At 69.8% G+C, this 16,386-nt stretch carries 19 protein-coding genes; 12 read left to right on the top strand and 7 right to left on the bottom strand.

Features of this window, described 5'->3' with window-relative positions:
* The first annotated feature begins 73 nt into the window (after positions 1 to 73).
* From petA to ACFE64_RS01440, 5 genes are all read left to right on the top strand, one after another.
* A complete protein-coding gene (gene petA / locus ACFE64_RS01460; RefSeq protein WP_375390711.1) occupies positions 74 to 658 on the top strand; it encodes a ubiquinol-cytochrome c reductase iron-sulfur subunit in 585 nt (194 codons plus the stop codon).
* Positions 659 to 671: 13 nt separating this feature from the next.
* Positions 672 to 1,964, top strand: coding sequence for a cytochrome bc complex cytochrome b subunit (locus ACFE64_RS01455; protein ID WP_375390669.1), 1,293 nt, complete (start codon positions 672 to 674; stop codon positions 1,962 to 1,964).
* Positions 1,965 to 1,993: 29 nt separating this feature from the next.
* Positions 1,994 to 2,857, top strand: a complete 864-nt coding sequence (locus tag ACFE64_RS01450; protein WP_375390668.1) for a cytochrome c1 — start codon at positions 1,994 to 1,996, stop codon at positions 2,855 to 2,857.
* A gap of 107 nt (positions 2,858 to 2,964) precedes the next feature.
* Positions 2,965 to 3,495, top strand: a complete 531-nt coding sequence (locus tag ACFE64_RS01445) for an adenine phosphoribosyltransferase (RefSeq protein ID WP_375390667.1) — start codon at positions 2,965 to 2,967, stop codon at positions 3,493 to 3,495.
* 86 nt (positions 3,496 to 3,581) lie between these two features.
* Positions 3,582 to 4,148, top strand: a complete 567-nt coding sequence (locus ACFE64_RS01440) for a hypothetical protein (RefSeq protein WP_375390666.1) — start codon at positions 3,582 to 3,584, stop codon at positions 4,146 to 4,148.
* Here the strand turns inward: ACFE64_RS01440 and ACFE64_RS01435 are convergent.
* The 3 genes from ACFE64_RS01435 to ACFE64_RS01425 all read right to left on the bottom strand — a co-directional run bounded on the left by ACFE64_RS01435 (position 4,145) and on the right by ACFE64_RS01425 (position 7,162).
* Positions 4,145 to 4,606, bottom strand: a complete 462-nt coding sequence (locus ACFE64_RS01435; RefSeq protein ID WP_375390665.1) for a MaoC family dehydratase — start codon at positions 4,604 to 4,606, stop codon at positions 4,145 to 4,147. The two genes, ACFE64_RS01440 and ACFE64_RS01435, sit on opposite strands and share 4 nt — an antisense overlap.
* A 2-nt stretch (positions 4,607 to 4,608) precedes the next feature.
* Positions 4,609 to 5,910 (bottom strand): nucleotide pyrophosphatase/phosphodiesterase family protein, encoded by a 1,302-nt coding sequence (locus ACFE64_RS01430; protein WP_375390664.1) that lies wholly within the window; start codon positions 5,908 to 5,910, stop codon positions 4,609 to 4,611.
* Between the two features lie 64 nt (positions 5,911 to 5,974).
* Positions 5,975 to 7,162 (bottom strand): hypothetical protein, encoded by a 1,188-nt coding sequence (locus ACFE64_RS01425; RefSeq protein WP_375390663.1) that lies wholly within the window; start codon positions 7,160 to 7,162, stop codon positions 5,975 to 5,977.
* A gap of 368 nt (positions 7,163 to 7,530) precedes the next feature.
* On the opposite strand from ACFE64_RS01425, the gene ACFE64_RS01420 reads away from it, so the two are divergent.
* On the top strand, positions 7,531 to 7,914 hold the full coding sequence (locus ACFE64_RS01420; protein WP_375390662.1) for a hypothetical protein: 384 nt from the start codon (positions 7,531 to 7,533) through the stop codon (positions 7,912 to 7,914).
* Between the two features lie 29 nt (positions 7,915 to 7,943).
* Here ACFE64_RS01420 and ychF read toward each other — a convergent pair whose 3' ends face one another.
* Positions 7,944 to 9,044 (bottom strand): redox-regulated ATPase YchF, encoded by a 1,101-nt coding sequence (gene ychF, locus ACFE64_RS01415; RefSeq protein WP_375390661.1) that lies wholly within the window; start codon positions 9,042 to 9,044, stop codon positions 7,944 to 7,946.
* A 235-nt stretch (positions 9,045 to 9,279) separates the two neighbouring features.
* Between ychF and ACFE64_RS01410 the strand changes: the two genes are divergently transcribed.
* Positions 9,280 to 9,810, top strand: coding sequence for a hypothetical protein (locus ACFE64_RS01410; RefSeq protein WP_375390660.1), 531 nt, complete (start codon positions 9,280 to 9,282; stop codon positions 9,808 to 9,810).
* A 15-nt stretch (positions 9,811 to 9,825) separates the two neighbouring features.
* On the opposite strand, the gene ACFE64_RS01405 is transcribed toward ACFE64_RS01410, so the two are convergent.
* From ACFE64_RS01405 to lnt, 3 genes are all read right to left on the bottom strand, one after another.
* The gene (locus ACFE64_RS01405) at positions 9,826 to 10,428 is read right to left on the bottom strand and encodes a TIGR02466 family protein (protein WP_375390659.1); all 603 of its coding nucleotides are present in this window, start codon (positions 10,426 to 10,428) and stop codon (positions 9,826 to 9,828) included.
* Between the two features lie 143 nt (positions 10,429 to 10,571).
* Positions 10,572 to 11,801 (bottom strand): methionine adenosyltransferase, encoded by a 1,230-nt coding sequence (gene metK / locus ACFE64_RS01400; protein ID WP_375390658.1) that lies wholly within the window; start codon positions 11,799 to 11,801, stop codon positions 10,572 to 10,574.
* A 47-nt stretch (positions 11,802 to 11,848) separates the two neighbouring features.
* The gene (gene lnt / locus ACFE64_RS01395; protein ID WP_375390657.1) at positions 11,849 to 13,378 is read right to left on the bottom strand and encodes an apolipoprotein N-acyltransferase; all 1,530 of its coding nucleotides are present in this window, start codon (positions 13,376 to 13,378) and stop codon (positions 11,849 to 11,851) included.
* 117 nt (positions 13,379 to 13,495) lie between these two features.
* Between lnt and ACFE64_RS01390 the strand changes: the two genes are divergently transcribed.
* From ACFE64_RS01390 to ACFE64_RS01370, 5 genes are all read left to right on the top strand, one after another.
* Positions 13,496 to 13,927, top strand: coding sequence for a VOC family protein (locus ACFE64_RS01390; RefSeq protein WP_375390656.1), 432 nt, complete (start codon positions 13,496 to 13,498; stop codon positions 13,925 to 13,927).
* Positions 13,924 to 14,226 (top strand): polyhydroxyalkanoic acid system family protein, encoded by a 303-nt coding sequence (locus tag ACFE64_RS01385; protein WP_375390655.1) that lies wholly within the window; start codon positions 13,924 to 13,926, stop codon positions 14,224 to 14,226. The genes ACFE64_RS01390 and ACFE64_RS01385 overlap by 4 nt, the downstream gene beginning before the upstream one ends.
* Positions 14,227 to 14,385: 159 nt before the next feature.
* Positions 14,386 to 15,171 (top strand): aspartyl/asparaginyl beta-hydroxylase domain-containing protein, encoded by a 786-nt coding sequence (locus ACFE64_RS01380; protein WP_375390654.1) that lies wholly within the window; start codon positions 14,386 to 14,388, stop codon positions 15,169 to 15,171.
* Between the two features lie 57 nt (positions 15,172 to 15,228).
* Complete coding sequence (locus tag ACFE64_RS01375; RefSeq protein ID WP_375390653.1) at positions 15,229 to 15,798, top strand: NifU family protein; 570 nt, start codon at positions 15,229 to 15,231, stop codon at positions 15,796 to 15,798.
* Positions 15,798 to 16,385: a malonic semialdehyde reductase gene (locus ACFE64_RS01370; RefSeq protein WP_375390652.1), complete on the top strand. Its 588-nt coding sequence runs from the start codon at positions 15,798 to 15,800 to the stop codon at positions 16,383 to 16,385. Before ACFE64_RS01375 ends, ACFE64_RS01370 begins: the two co-directional genes overlap by 1 nt.
* Position 16,386: the final 1 nt, after the last annotated feature.

Here is a 16,386-nt window from a genome sequence, read left to right as displayed (position 1 = left end):
AGCCCCACGCCCGCATTTTGCGCGGGAAGCGGCAGGGCGTGCGCCCCAGGATGGATCAGAGGTTTCGACGCGAATGGCGACCGTGAACGATCAGCTTCCTCCCGGCGAAGACCCGGCGCTGCTGACGGAGGAGGTGCATGATCCCCGCCGCCGCGACTTCCTGAACATCGCCGCGATCGCCTTCGCCGGCGCGGGCGGGGTGGCGATCGTGCTGCCGCTGGTCAACCAGATGAACCCGTCCGCGGACGTGCTGGCGGATTCGACCACGGAGGTCGATCTCAGCAAGATTGCGCCGGGCCAGGCGATCAAGACCTCGTTTCGCAAGCAGCCGCTGTTCGTCCGCAATCTGACGCCGGCCGAGATCAAGGCCGCCGACGCGGTGGCGATCGGCGACCTGCGCGACCCGCAGACGCTGGAAGCGCGAACCAAGGCCGGCAAGAAGAACTGGCTGATCACCATGGGCGTGTGCACCCATCTGGGCTGTATCCCGCTCGGGGCGGCCGAGGGCGAGAACCGCGGCGAGTTCGGCGGCTATTTCTGCCCGTGCCACGGTTCGCAATACGACACCGCCGCGCGCATCCGCAAAGGCCCGGCCCCGCGGAATCTCGAGGTTCCCCCGTATAATTTCACATCCGACACCGCCGTGACGGTCGGTTGAGCGAGACAGACGCATGAGCTTTCCCTGGGCCAAGCATTATGAACCGAAGCAGCCGCTGATGCGCTGGCTGGACGAGAAGCTGCCGCTGCCGCGCCTCGTCTACAACGCCGTCGGCGCGGGCTATCCGGTGCCGCGCAACCTCAACTATTTCTGGAACTTCGGCGTGCTGGCGGGGGCGGCGCTGGGCATCCAGATCGTCACCGGCATCGTGTTGGCCATGCACTACGCCGCCAACGGCGCGGTCGCCTTCGACAGCGTCGAGGCGATCATGCGCGACGTGAACGCGGGCTGGTTCCTGCGCTATGCCCACGCCAACGGCGCGTCGATGTTCATGGCGGTGGTCTACATCCACATCTTCCGCGGGCTGTACTACGGCTCGTACAAGGCGCCGCGCGAGATGGTGTGGCTGCTGGGCGTCACGATCTTCCTGCTGCTGATGGCGACGGCCTTCATGGGCTATGTCCTGCCGTGGGGGCAGATGAGCTTCTGGGGCGCGCAGGTCATCACCGGCTTCTTCTCCGCCATCCCGCTGGTGGGGGAGAGCATCCGCATCTGGCTGCTCGGCGGCTACTCGCCCGACAACGCCGCGCTCAACCGCTTCTTCTCGCTGCATTACCTGCTGCCGTTCGTGACGGCGGGGGTCATCATCCTGCACATCTGGGCGCTGCACATCCCGGGCTCGAACAATCCCACCGGGGTCGACGTGAAGGGCGAGCAGGACACGGTGCCGTTCCACCCCTATTACACGGCCAAGGACGCGGTCGGGCTGGGCGTGTTCTTCGCGATCTTCGCCGCGCTCCTGTTCTTCGCGCCCAATTATCTGGGGCATCCGGACAATTACATCCCGGCCAACCGGCTCTCGACGCCCGCGCACATCGTGCCGGAATGGTATTTCTGGCCGTTCTACGCCATCCTGCGCTCGTTCACGGTCAACTTTCTCTGGATCCCGGCGAAGCTGTGGGGCGTGATGGCCATGTTCGGCTCGATCCTGCTGCTGTTCTTCCTGCCCTGGCTCGATCCGTCGCCGATCCGTTCGAACAATTTCCGGCCCAAGGCGCGGATCGCGTTCTGGGTGCTGGTGGTGGACGTGCTGCTGCTCGGCTGGGTCGGCGGATCGGAGGCGTCGCCCGCCTTCCTCACGCTAGGGCAAATCACCGCCGCCTATTATTTCGCGCATTTCCTGATCGTCCTGCCGCTGCTCTCCGCGATGGAGCGTCCGCGGGTGCTGCCGAACTCGATCACGGAAGCGGTGCTGGCCAAGCATGGCGGCACCAGCCCGGCTCAGACGGCGCTCGCGCTCGCCTGAGCCGATCCACCAAAGGGGTTTGAACAGACATGGTTCGTTGGATCGGCAGCTTGGTGGGGCTCGGCTTTGTCGCCGCGCTGCTGATCGGGCTGTTCTCGACGTTATCCGATTGGATCAGGAACCCGCCGGCGGAGACTGCCGCGGAACGGGTCCTGGCGGAAAACAAGGAGAATGGCGGGCGCGTGCTCGACGCGGGGCTGCCGTCCGCCGGCGTGGTCGGTCGCTTCGACAAGCGCCAGCTGCAGCGCGGCTACCAGGTCTACAAGGAGGTCTGCTCGGCCTGTCACTCGATCCGGCTCGTCGCGTTCCGCGATCTCGCGCAGTTCGGCTACAGCGTCGGCCAGGTGAAGACGCTGGCGGCGGCGTGGGACCAGATCCCGAGCGTGAATGCCGACACCGGCGAGGCGACCACGCGCAAGGGCGTGCCGTCCGATCACTTCCCGCTGATCTTCGCCAACGATACTGCCGCGCGCGCGGCGAACGGGGGCGCCATCCCGCCGGACCTGTCCGATATGGTGAAGGCGCGCGAAGACGGCGCGAACTACATCTACTCGCTGGTCGGTCACGGCTATGTGCCGCAGCCCGCGGCGCTGGTGAAGGAGTTCCCGGACGCGGCGACGCCCAAGGGCCGCTACTACAACAAGTACTTCGCCAATCTGAACATCGCGATGCCGCCGCCGCTCAAGCAGGAAGGGCAGGTCCAATATGCCGACGGCACCAAGCCGACGGTGGACCAGATGGCCAGGGACGTCGCCGCCTTCCTGACCTGGACGGCCGAGCCGCGCCTGGAGACCCGGCACGCCGCCGGCCTGGCGGCGGTGATCTTCGCGCTGATTTTCGTGTTCCTGGCCTGGGGCTCGTACCAGAACGTGTGGCGCGACGTGAAGCATTGAGCGGGCGGCCTGCGCGTGCGCAAGCACGAGCAGGACTCGCCGCGGCGGGCAGCGTGGTCGGCGCAGCCGGCCACGTCTGACGGCGTGGCGTTGAGATGGAAGGCGTGATGAACGACGACATCAAGGCGCTGATCCGCACCATCCCGGACTTTCCCAAGCCCGGCATCCAATTCCGCGACGTGACCACGCTGCTGTTGGATCCCGCGGGGTTGGCGGCGGTAGTGGCGCGGATGGTCGCGGCGGTATCGGGGCCGGTGGATCTCGTCGCCGGGATCGAGGCGCGCGGCTTCCTGTTCGCCGCCGCCGTCGCGGTGCCGCTCGGGGCCGGGGTGCTGCTCATCCGCAAGGACGGCAAGCTGCCGGGCGCGACCATCGCCGAGGATTATGCGCTGGAATATGGGCAGGATCGCATCGCCATGCATGCCGACGCCTGCACGCCGGGCGCGCGCGTCGTGCTGATCGACGACCTGATCGCGACCGGCGGCACCGCCCGCGCCGCCGTCCGCCTGCTGCGCCGCGCGGGCGCGGCCGTCAGCCAGGCGCAGTTCCTGATCGACCTGCCCGATCTGGGCGGCGCCGACGCGCTCCGCGCCGACGGGATCGCGGTCGACGCGCTGGTCAGCTTTCCCGGCCATTAACCTTTCGGAACGGATCGGGGACATCGCCCGTTTCCGAGATGCTGGCGATGGTCCCGGCCATCGCCTGAGCGCGTGGGAGAAGCGTGATGGTACGGCATATCGTGATGGCGGCCGCGCTGGGAGCGGCAGGACTGGCGCTCGGCGGCTGTGCGGACCGCGACGGCTATGGCGGCGGGCTCGGCTATGCCGGCTATTACGATGAGAGCGCGTACGGTGGCTATGGTCCTGCCGGTTATTACGAGCCCTATGGCTATGGCGGCTACGGCTTCGGCTGGTATGGCGACTTCTATTACCCCGGCGTCGGCATCTACGTCTATGATCGCGAGCGGCGGCCCTACCGCTGGACCGACGGCCAGCGGCGCTATTGGCAATCGCGGCGCGGTTACGGCAACCCGCAGGGCCGCGATAACTGGCGGGCGTTCGGGGGAGGCGTTCGCGACGCGCGGCAGGGCGATCGGCAGGATGTGAGCCGCGGCCGGCAGGCGCTGCAGGCCGGCGCGTTCCGGGCGCAGCGGGGCGGGGCCCGGCAGGCTTACCGGCAGAGTGTCCGCCAACAGGATCAGGCGGTCGGGGCGAGCACGCCGCGCTCCGGCTTCGTCGGCGGGGGGCGCGCTGACAGCGCACGGAGCGGGGGTGGACGCGGGCCTCGTTAGGCCGAGGGCTCCGCCGGCGTGCGGGTGCGGATCAGGCCGTTGCTGACCATCGTCATCACCGCCACGTCATCCTGATTGAAGACGGTGACCCGGCTCTTGTAGATGCCCATGTCCGGCCGACTGGTGGAACGGCGCTTCTCCAGCACCTCCGATTCCACCCGCAGCGTGTCGCCCGGATAGACCGGCTTGAGCCAGCGCAGCGCGTCGATCCCCGGCGAACCCAGGCCGGCCTCCTGGTGGTCCTTCAGATTCTCGACCAGCATCGCCATGGTCATCGCGCAGGTGTGCCAGCCGCTCGCCGAGAGCCGGCCGAAATGGGTCTGCGCCGCCGCTTCGTCGGACAGGTGGAAGGGCTGGGGATCGAAGCGGCGCGCGAAGTCGGTCGCCTCCTCGCGCGTGACCGCGTAGCTGCCGAAGCGCGCCGTGGCGCCGACCGCGATATCCTCGAAATACTGCATCGCTAGCGTCGCAGCACCGGATCGAAGCGCTTGGCGCTGCCGTCGATGCCGGTCGCGGGCGGCAGGCCGATCAGCTCGCGCACCAGCGGGTAGACGTCGACATTGTCGAAATCGGCCAGCTGCCTGCCGGGCGCGAAGGCCGGCCCGACCGCGAGGAACAGCGCGCGCATCGCCGGGTCCGCCGGATCGAAGCCGTGATCCCCCTTCACATAGGTGAGCGGCGCGTCGGTGGAAAAGCGCCAGCCGCCATCGGCGAGGCAGACGAACGGCGGCACGCGCGGGTTGCGGCCGTAATGGAAGCGCGCCGGCAGGTCCGCCTTGCGCCAGCAGCGGCTGTGCGGGTGACGGCCGACGACGCGCACCGCCACCGCGGCGTCCTGGCCCGCGACAGGGTAGAAATAGAGCAGCGGTCCGCCGATCTGCGCGCGCGCCAGCGTGGCATCGTCCAGGATCGCGCGGGGATCGAGCTGGTGGTCGGGCGGCACACCCTCCATGCCGTGATCGGCGACGATCACCATATTGGCCGCCATACCCATCGCCACCAGCCCGTTGGTGAGCTGGCCGATCGCGGTGTCCACCTCGCGGATCGCGGCGAGCTTCTCGGGCGAATCATAGCCCTGGTTGTGCGACGTCTTGTCGACCACGTCGAAATAGAGCGTCTCGAACGCGGGCCGGTCGGCCGCCGGGCGGCGCAGCCAGTCGAGCGCGAAGCGGACACGCTGCGGGCTGGTGATCGCCGCGGTGTAGGGCACCCACACGCTCGGCCGGACACCGCCGATCGGCGCGTCGGCGCCCGGCCAGAACATCGTGCCGGTGCGGATGCCGGCGCGCTCGGCAGTGACCCAGAGCGGCTCCGCCGCGTCCCACCAGAAGCGGTCGCCGACCTGCTTGGCGTCATGGATGTCGAACGTCACGCCGGGGCGGCGCGGGTCCTGCATCGTGTTCTCGACGATGCCGTTGCGGTCCGGGCGCAGGCCCGTGACGAGCGTATAGTGGTTCGGGAAGGTGATCGTCGGGAAGGACGGCCGCATTGCGCCGGATACGCCCGCCTGCGCCAGCGCGTCGAGATTGGGCGTGTCGCCGCGGTGAAGGTAATCGGGGCGGAAGCCGTCGATCGAGACGAGGATGGTGACGGGCGGGCGCTGGCCGGGCGCTTCGGCGGTCAGCGGGGTCACCGGCGCGGTGGCGGGTGGCAGCGACGGCGGATTATAGGGGTAAGCGCAGCTGGCGAGCGCCAGCAGGCCGGTCGTCATCCCGGCCTTGAGCCGGGATCCGAGCCGGGCCGGGAGCGAAGGTTCGTGCATCATCCGGACCGCGATCCTCGTTCCTCGTTGGACCCCGACGCCGGGCCGGGGTGACGGCGCATCACTATAGTCCGACCGCCAGCTTGCCGAACAACGTCCAACTCACCGGCGCGTTGCCATAGGCGGCGTCGAGCGCGGCGGGTTTCGCATAGCCGGCGAGCGTGCCGCCCAGCGCGATGCCGAGCGGCCCGGCCAGCGCGATGCGATAGGCATAGCCGCCCTCGGCCTTGGTGACGCGGAACGGCCGGTCGTGCAGCGGATCGGCGGGGTCCGGGAACAGCTCGTCGTTCTTCACATGCTCGATCCGGCCGAACAGCGTATGGTGGCGGCCGATCTCCCATGCGGCCTCGCCGATCCAGGCCGGCAGCGCGCGGCCGGGCAGCTTCGCCTTCAGCCCATAGCCCACCATCGCGGTCAGCCCGCCGGCCGCGTAGCTCACCGTCGCCGTGGTGCGGCGCTCGTCGGCGTTGGGCTCCTGCGCTTCCGGGCTGTGGAGCCGGCCGTGGCTGACCTGTGCGGCCCAGTGCGGCGAGGGCGTCCAGGTCGCGCGCACGCTCCAGCTGTCGAGCGCCGGCGCCTCGATGTCCCAGCGATGCTCGTCGGGCTCGCGGCCGCGGAAGGCGGAGCCCTCCAGCTGAAGCTGCGGCCCCGCATAGCCGGCGGTGACGACACCATAGGTGATGTGCGTCGAATCGAACCAGTGGTGGGTGATCGGTGCGAGCGGCAGATAGCGCGCCGAACCGCGGTGCATGAAGGCGGCGGGGCCGAGCGCCGGCTCCGCGACCGGGCCGCCATAGAGGAACAGGCTGTCCTTGCCGCCCAGCCGGTAATCGACGCGGCCGGACAGCTCCATGAACAGGTCGTGCGGATGCTGCCGATCGACCAGCGGCCGTCCGTCCGCCGTCTCGCCGGTAGCGAACAGGTTGGGGTAGCCGCGCGGCCCCATTAGCGGATCGAGGCTGAGCATCGATGTCAGCTGGAGGTGGACGCGATCCGACAGGTCGCGGTCGCCCATCAGCATCGCCATCGAGGTGATAAAGGCTTCATCCTGTCCGCGCGGGCCGCCCTGATCGGTGACGACGCCCCAGGCATAGCCGTGCGTCATCAGCATCCAGCCGCCGGCATGGATCATCTGCCCCCGCATCGGCCCCTCGGCCGCGGGCACGCGCGCGGTGCCCGAGCCGGACTCGTATGCTCCCCCGCCGATGCTCATCGCCATGCGCTGATCGCCCGCCATGCCGGGCATCGTCATCTGACGGCCAGCGCAATCACTGTCCGCCCCGGGACGGGGAGGGGGACCATGCGCGTCAGCGCACGGTGGAGGGGGCTCGGTTGCGCGCGACACGGTTCCTGACGGAGCCCCCTCCACCACCGGCTTCGCCGGCGGTCCCCCTTCCCGTGCCGGGGAGGAGCCTGGCGCCATGTCCATGCCCGGCATCGCCTGCGCGAGCAGCAGGGCGAGAGGGGCGCTCATATCCCCCTCACCGCTGCGGTGCCGCTTGCGGCGCGCCGATCACGCGAACCGTTGCCCTGTGTTGCCGGGGTGAACGAATCCGGTTCGGACGCGGACCTCCGGCGTCGGTGCCCTCGTTGCGCCCTCGATCCAGAGGAGAAGAGGTCATGGCTATCAAGTTCGCAGGCACCATCAACGCGATCAATCGCGGGTTGGAGTCGACCAAGCCCGACAAGGGCGCCCACCTGATCGAGGATTGGGAGGCGGCGTTGGCCGAGACCGAGGTAGCGGGCGCGAAGGGGATTCTCCGTGACCTGACCGCGCTGCGCAAGCAGCTGGAAAAGGCCACACCCGACGCCGATCGGATCCACGCGCTGTTGCATCGACTGGGCGAAGCGACGGTCAGGATCGCCGACAAGGCGGACAAGCAGGGCGACAAGCTGAAAGAGCTCGGCGCGGCACTCGGCGAGGCCGGCGAAGAGGAGCATGACGAGGAAGAGGACGCGGAGGCCGCCGCGGCCCCCAAGCGTAGCCGCAAGAAGGCCGCCTGATCTGATCGGCAAGGGGGCACGTTGCCCCCTTACACGTTGAAGCGGAACAGCATCACGTCGCCGTCCTGGACGACGTAATCCTTGCCCTCGCTCCGCAGCTTGCCCGCCTCGCGCGCCGCTGCCTCGCCGCCCAGCCGGACGTAATCGTCGTAGGCGATGGTTTCGGCGCGGATGAAACCGCGTTCGAAATCGGAGTGGATCGCACCGGCCGCCTGCGGGGCCTTGGCGCCGACCGGGATGGTCCAGGCGCGCGCCTCTTTCGGGCCGGCGGTGAAGAAGGTGAGGAGGTGCAAGAGCCGATAGCCCGCGCGGATGACGCGGGCGAGACCGGTTTCGGTCAGGCCCAGCTCGGCCAGGAACTCGCCGCGCTCGACGGCGGGCATGGTCGCAATCTCCGCCTCGATAGCGGCGGAGACGACCACCGCCTCGGCACCTTCGGCCCTGGCCTTCTCGAACACGCGCGCGGACAGCGCGTTGCCGTTGGCCGCGTCCGCCTCGTCGACATTGCAGACATAGAGGACGGGCTTGGCCGTGAGCAGCTGCGCCTGGTCGAGCAGGCGCGCCTCCTCCGGATCCCGCGCGTCGGCCAGCCGGGCGGGCTTGCCGTCGCGCAGCAGGTCCAGCGCGCGGCCGAGCACCTGCGCGGCCGCCTTGGCCTCCTTATCGCCGGCCTGACCCTTCTTGGCGAGCGCAGGAACGCGCTTCTCCAGGCTCTCCAGGTCGGCGAGCATCAGCTCGGTCTCCACGGTCTCGGCGTCGGCGATCGGGTCCACCTTGCCCTCGACATGCGTCACGTCACCGTCCTCGAAGCAGCGGAGCACATGAACGACGGCGTCGACCTCGCGGATGGTGGCGAGGAACTGATTGCCGAGTCCCTCCCCCTTGGACGCACCGCGCACCAGCCCGGCGATGTCGACGAAGCCGAGCTGCGTCTCGATCACCTTGGCCGAATGAGCGAGACCCGCGAGCGCCGTCAGTCGCTCGTCGGGCACGGCGGCGGCGCCGACGTTCGGTTCGATCGTGCAGAACGGATAGTTGGCGGCCTGCGCTGCCGCGGTCTCGGTCAAGGCGTTGAAGAGGGTCGATTTGCCGACGTTCGGCAGGCCGACGATGCCGCAGCGGAAACCCATGGGTGAACGGTCCTGATCGGGAAACTGGCTCGCGCCTTTACGGGCTGGCGCGCGACGACGCCAGAATGATGGTTTAGCCCCGTTTCGGCACATCTGGTCGCAACCGGCCGGGCTGACCGGATGACGACCCGTTCACTTTATGACACGAAGCTCACGACGGCGTCCGGAGACTCGGCGTCGCGGCGGATCGGGGGCGATCATGCGGCTTGCGGCGACAACGCTAGGGATCGTGGCGATGGGGGGACCGGCCTTGGGGGCCGCGCCGACCAGCGTTCAACTGTCGCCCGCGAAGCCGCATCCGGCGGCCGAGTTCCGGCTGAAGCCGATTGCGGTGCCCGCGAACCCCATCTTCCAGGTCGACGATCCGCGCTCGATGCTGGCGACGGGATATGGCGGCGCGATGATCGACCTGTTCCCGATCGCGGGCGGCAAGCTGCACTTCTCGGGCGGCCCGAGGCTGTTCGGGCGCGCCGGGCGGCCGCACCTGCTCGACTCGGAGCCGCTGCGCTACCTGCCGGCGTTCCGGATGCCCGGCCTGCGCGCCAGCCGCCGCATGGCACCGGCGATGCTGGTCGGCTATGGTCGCCCGGTCGAGAACGGGCTGTCGCTGGGCATCGACGCCGGCTTCGTGATCGGCAAGATCACGCCCATGCCCGATCGCATCGGCCGCCTGAACGCCTCGCGCGTCGCCGCCGAGCTCGACCGCGGTCAGCCGGCGATGCCGATCAACCAGCTGATGCGGGTGACGGCGCTGTATCGCTTCTGACGGGCGGGCCCGCGCTCAACGATAATTGAAACTGACGCTGATCCGCTCGCCGCTTGCGCTGCGCGACGGGACTTCGTGGCGCAGCCAGCTCTCCCACAGCAACACCGCGCCGGGCGCCGGCGTGACCTCGACGAAGGTCTTCAGCGGCTCGGGCGCATCCGGCCGCCGCGGCGGGGCGGCCATCATCATGGCGAGGCGCGGGTCCTCCAGCTTCAGCCCGCCCGCGCCCGGCGGAACGGCGATGTAGACGGTGCCCGAGACGGTGCTGTGCGGGTGGAGGTGCGCGGCATGGCCACCGCCGGACCGGAGCAGGTTGACCCACAGGCTGTCGAGCTTCAGCCGCCGCCCGCCCAGGTCGAAGGCGCAGGCCTGCGCGAAGGCGGCGACGTGGCGGTCGAGCCGGCGCCGGAGATCGGCGAAGGCGGGGTCGCGGACGGGCAGGTCGTTCAGCGACGCATAGGAGGTATAGCCCCGATACGCGTGGTCGCGCGCCCAGCGGCGCCCGGCGGCGTCGTCCCGCGCCAGCGCGCGGACGGAGCGTTCCAGCTCGGCGATCAGGGCCGGATCGTCGAGTGCGCCTTCGTAGAAGGGCGTGGCGAAGAGCTGGCGAACGGGCATGCTCGGCCTCTACCGAGCGCCACTTCCTGCGTCACCCCGGCCGGGTGCCGAGGTCCGCCGCAGTCTGTTCCGACCCTTGTCGTCGGGGCACGGCCGATCGGACCACCCTCGACATGGACGCCGGCCCAGGGCCGGCACGGCCGTCATCCCGTCAGCGCGGCCTTGAGCTTGTCCGCCAGGTCGGTGCGCTCCCAGGTGAAATAATCGCCGTCGGCGGTGCGCCCGAAATGGCCGTAGGCGGCGCTCGGGGCGTAGATCGGCTTGTTGAGCGCCAGGTGGGTGCGGATGCCCTTGGGCGTCAGGCGAACGAGGCGTGGCAGCACCTCCTCGATGCGCGCTTCCTCGACGGTGCCGGTGCCGTGCGTGTCGACATAGAGCGACAGCGGCTCGGCGACCCCGATCGCGTAGGACAGCTGGATCGTGCAGCGCGTGGCCAGCCCCGCCGCGACGATATTCTTGGCCATGTAGCGCGCGATATAGGCGGCGGAGCGGTCGACCTTGGTCGGATCCTTGCCGCTGAACGCGCCGCCGCCGTGCGGCGAGGCGCCGCCATAGGTGTCGACGATGATCTTGCGCCCGGTCAGCCCGGCGTCGCCGTCCGGTCCGCCGATCTCGAACGCGCCGGTGGGGTTGATGTATGTCGCCGTCTCTTCGGTGATGAAGCCCTCCGGCAGCACATCGTTCAGCACGCCTTCCACATAGGCGCGCAGCTCGGCATATTTCGCCAGGTCGGCGTGCTCGCCCTTCTCGGCGTAGCCGCGCTTGTGCTGGGTCGAGACGACCAGCGCGGTGGCGCGCACCGGCTTCTCGTTCTCATAGTGCAGCGTCACCTGGCTCTTGGCATCGGGCTCGAGGAACGGGGCGGCGCCGCTGTGCCGGTCGGCCGCCATCCGCTCGAGGATGCGATGCGAGTAATAGAGCGTGGCGGGCAGGTAATCGGGCGTTTCGTCGGTCGCGTAGCCGAACATGATCCCCTGGTCGCCGGCGCCCTCGTCCTTGTTGCCGCCTTCGTCGACGCCCATCGCGATCTCGGCCGACTGGGCGTGGAGGTTGTTGTCGAAGCTGGCGGTCTGCCAGTGGAAGCCCTCCTGCTCATAGCCGATCGCCTTGACCACGTCGCGCGCGGCGGCCTCGATCCGGCGCTTGCCCTCCGCCGTGAGGTTCCCCTTCTCGTCGATCAGCGACCGGTCGGAGGAGCGAACCTCGCCCGACAGGATGATCTTCTGCGTCGTCACCATCGTCTCGCAGGCGACGCGCGCCTCCGGATCGGTGGCGAGGAACAGGTCCACGACCGCGTCGCTGATCTGGTCGGCGACCTTGTCGGGATGGCCCTCGGAGACGGATTCGGAGGTGAAGAGGAAGTTCTGGCGCATGGGACCCCGTGAGGATGGGATATAAGGAAAGCTTTATATCGTGCCGCCTAGCGGGCGCGGCGGCGCAACGCAACGGCCGCGGCGGCGAGCAGCAGTCCCACACCGAGCGCCAGCCGGTTGCCCAGCCGGGAGAACAGCGTCGGCGGCGAGGGCTGGGGCAGCGGCACGGTCAGCGTCCCCGTCCGGCCGAGCGGCAGCTGCGCAAGCAGCGCACCGTCCGCGCCGATCACCGCCGAGATGCCGGTCGGCGTCGCGCGGACGATCGGCAGCCCTTCCTCGATCGCGCGCAGCCGCGCCTGCGCCAGGTGCTGCGGCGGGCCCCAGCGGCCGAACCAGGCGTCGTTGGAGGGATTGAAGATCAGCCGGGGGCGCTGGGCGCGGTCGACAACCTGGCCGGAGAAGACGATCTCGTAGCAGATCTGCACGCCCACCGCGCCGATGCCGGGGATGTCGATCGCGCGCGGGCCGGGACCGGGATCGAAGTCGAGGCCGCCCGGCACGAGGCGGGCGAGGCCGAGCGGCTTCAGCAGCCAGGGCATCGGCAGATACTCGCCATAAGGCACCAGATGGGCCTTGTCGTAGCGGCCGTGCAGCCGCGCATCGGGGCCGATCGCCTGCACGGCGTTGCCCGCGCCGACCGGCTCCTCGCCCGCACCGAAGCGCAGCGGCGTCGCGCCGACCAGCAGCGTGTCGCGCGCGCCCAGCACCCGCGCCAGGCGGGGGCGGATACGCCAGGGATAGCGGCCGCCGTAGATCCAGAAGGGATAGCCGTCTTCGAGATAGTCGCGCACCATGCCTTCGGGCCACAATATCAGGCGCGGGTAGGGGGCAGGCCCGCCGGACAGCGAGAGGAGTCGGCGCAGGATCGGCTCGGCATCGTCGTCGCCGCGCGCGTTCTGGTTGACGTTGGGCTGAACAACGACGAGGCGAGGGTAGCTGTCGGGGGGCGACCTGGCGGTGCCCTGGGAATAGCTGAACGCTTGTGCCGCCAATAGCGCGGCGAGCACACCGATCGCCGCGGCGAGCGGCCGAGGCCGCCGAGGGATCGAGCGCAGCAGCGCCGCGGCGGCCACCGTCACCCCGCTCAGCGCATAGGTTCCGACCCAGGCCGCCACGCTCGCGATCGGCTGCACCGGCACCCAGATCGCGGCGATCGGGTCCCACGGATAGCCCGTGAACAGCCGCCCGCGCAGCCATTCGGTCGCGATCCACGCCGCGCCGGCGGCCAGCGCGAAGGCGGCGTCCGGCCGCCGCCCGCGCGCCGACCACGCGATGGCCGCCGCCGTCATCGGGAACAGCGCCAGATAGAGCGCCAGCCCGACCGCGGCGCCGTAGCCGAGCACCGGCGGCATCGCGTCCTGGAAATCGAAGGCGTGCTGGATCCAGTTGTCGTTGACCGTGAAATGGCCGACCCCGAACAGCCAGCCGCGCCACATCGCCGCGCGCCGCGTCGGCGCGGCGTGGACCAGCGCCAGCCAGCCCGCGAGCCCGGCGAGCGTCAACGGCCACAGCTGCAGCGGCGCGAAGCCGAGCGCGGCGAGCGCGCCGAGCAGGAGACAGGCGAGGGCGGGGGGCACGGGTGGCCCTTAGCCAATCCTCCCCGGGACGGGGAGGGGGACCATGACGGCGCAGCCGGCCTGGTGGCGGGGGCTCCGGTCTGGGCGCACCGGGGAGGATTGTGTAAGACCCGTTGGATGTCGCCCCGCCCCTTCCATCTCGCCTTCCCCGTCCACGACCTCGCCGCCGCGCGCGCCTTTTACGGGGGCGTGCTCGGTTGCCCGGAAGGGCGGTCGAGCGAGGGCTGGATCGATTTCGACCTGTTCGGCCATCAGATCGTCGCGCACCTCGATCCCGCCGCGCAGCCGGTCGCGGTCGTCAATCCGGTCGACGGGCATGACGTGCCCGTCCCGCATTTCGGGGTGGTGCTCGCGATGTCGGACTGGGAGGCGCTCGCGGGGCGGTTGCAGGCGGCCGGCGTCCGCTTCGGCATCGCGCCGCACATCCGCTTCCGGGGCCAGACCGGCGAGCAGGCGACCATGTTTTTCCAGGACCCCAGCGGCAACGCGCTGGAATTCAAGGCGTTCGCCGACGACCAGCAGCTATTCGCCAAGGAGCCGCGCCCGTGACCCAGCCCATCTCGCTCGACATCCCCCACCAGCTCGGCAAGGCGGGCGTCCGCGCGCGGCTGGAGGGCGGCATCGGCCGGCTGGGCGAGAAGATCCCCGGCGGCGCGCAGGTGCAGCACCGCTGGGACGGCGACACGCTGCATTTCACCGTGCAGGCGATGGGCCAGACGATCAAGAGCACCGCGGAGGTGTTCGAGCGTCACGTCCATGCAGTGGTGGACCTGCCCGCGCTGCTCTCGCTGTTCGCCGCGCCGCTGCGCGCCGCGATCGCGCGGGAAGCGCCCAAGCTATTGAAATAGATTGCAGCGTCGCGCGGCGTTCGCCGCCATGATTTGGTCCAACATCGCCATTAGCGGCACCCGCCGAGGATGGCTTCGAGGATCAGGATGACGAGCGCGACCGCCCATGCCCAGCCGAGTCCCGCGATGTGGCGGTCGGCCGAGGCAGGTACAGCGCTGATGCCCGACATTACGATCATTGCCGGCGCCCCGGCACCGGGCGCGCCAATGGCGGCGCAGACGGGCCGGCCGCTGGTGATCCGCGTCGGCAAGCACCTGCGCGGGCTGTTCGACCGGCTGATCGCCGCGGGCTCGCTGGTGCCCAACGATCCCGTGCTCGACATGCGCGACTTCGCCTGGACGCAGCTGCTGCGCGATCACTGGCGCGCGGTGCGCGACGAGGCGATCGCGGTGGCGTTGAAGGGCCAGGCGGCGCCGTCGCTCGCCACCATCTCGCCCGATCATCGCGCAATCGCGGAGATCGGCAAGTGGCGATCCTTCTTCCTGTGGGGCTATGGCTATCGCATCGACGAGAATGCCGATCGCTGTCCGGTGACGGCGGCGCTGGTGGCGCGCATCCCCGGCCTGAACAGCGCCTTCTTCTCGATCCTGGCCCCGGGCACGCACATTCCCGACCATCGCGGCGTCACCAAGGGGCTCATCACCTGCCATCTCGGGCTGATCGTGCCGACCGACGGCGACGTGCGGATGCGCGTCCACGACCGCGTGGTGCGCTGGGCGGAGGGCGAAACGCTGGTGTTCGACGACACCTACCATCACGAGGTCTGGAACGAGACGAGCGGCACGCGCGTGGTGCTGCTGGTCCAGTTCGCGCGGCCGCTGCGCCATCCGGGCAAGTGGATTGCCGAGGCCTTCCTCGGTGTCGTGAAGCGCTCGGCCTTCGTGCAGGAGGCGCGCGCCAACATCCGGACGTGGAACGCGGCGGTGAGGCAGCTGGATGTGTAGACAGCAGGTAGCAGGGCCATGCTTGCGCCGAGCCCCCGCCCACGCCACATGGCGCTCATGCTGATCGAGACCGAAGCCACGCCGAATCCGGCGACCCTCAAGTTCCTGCCGGGGCGCGTCGTGATGGAGGCGGGCACGCGCGATTTCGCCACCCCGGAAGAGGCGGAGGCCTCGCCGCTCGCCGAGGCGCTGTTCGGGCTGGGCGACGTGACGGGCGTGTTCTTCGGGCGCGACTTCGTCTCCGTCACCGCCGCGCCGGGGGTCGCCTGGCACGAGCTGAAGCCGGACGTGCTGCAGCTGCTGCTCGATCATTTCTCGGCCGCAATGCCGCTGTTCCGCCCGGCGGTCGCCGGGTTCGCCGTACCGGCCGAGGAGACCTTCGCGGACGATCCGGCCGATGCCGACATCGTCGCGCAGATCAGGGACCTGATCGACACGCGCGTGCGCCCGGCGGTGGCCAATGACGGCGGCGACATCGTCTATCGCGGCTTCGACAAGGGCAAGGTGTATCTGCGGATGCAGGGCGCCTGCTCCGGCTGCCCGTCCTCCTCCGCGACGTTGAAGCAGGGCATCGAGCAGTTGCTGCGCTATTACGTCCCCGAGGTGAGCGAGGTCCGGGCGGTCTGATGCCGCCGCTCGACGACACCGCGCTCGACCGGCTGTTCCGCACCGCGCGCACCTTCAACGGCTACACCGACGAGGCCGTGACCGAGGCGGACATCCGCGCCATCTACGCGCTCGTGAAGATGGGGCCGACATCGGCCAACCAGCAGCCTGCCCGCTTCGTGTGGCTGCTGAGCGGCGAGGGCAAGGAGCGGCTCGCCCAGACCGCCAGCGCCAATAACGGCCCCCGCATCCGCGCGGCGCCGGCGGCGCTCATCATCGCCTACGACACCGAGTTCCACGAGCACCTGCCGGACTTCTTCCCGCACGTCGACGCCCGGCCATGGTTCGCCGAGCCGGTCGGGCGCGAGCGCGCGGCGTTCCTCAACACGACGCTGCAGGCAGCCTATTTCATCATGGCCGCGCGCGCGCTCGGGTTCGATTCCGGGCCGATGACCGGCTTCGATGCGGCGGCGGTCGATGCGGCGTTCTTCGCCGATCAGCCGAATTACCGCTCGATCATCATCTCGACGCTCGGCCGCGGCGATCCGGCGAGCATCTTCCCGCGGCTGCCGCGCCCGGACTTCGAGAAGTTCAACCGGATCGGCTGAC

It is taken from the genome of uncultured Sphingomonas sp., assembly GCF_964250165.1.
GTDB lineage: Bacteria > Pseudomonadota > Alphaproteobacteria > Sphingomonadales > Sphingomonadaceae > Sphingomonas.
Note: the sequence above shows the minus strand (reverse complement) of the source record. Positions and strands in the feature narration are given on the sequence as shown.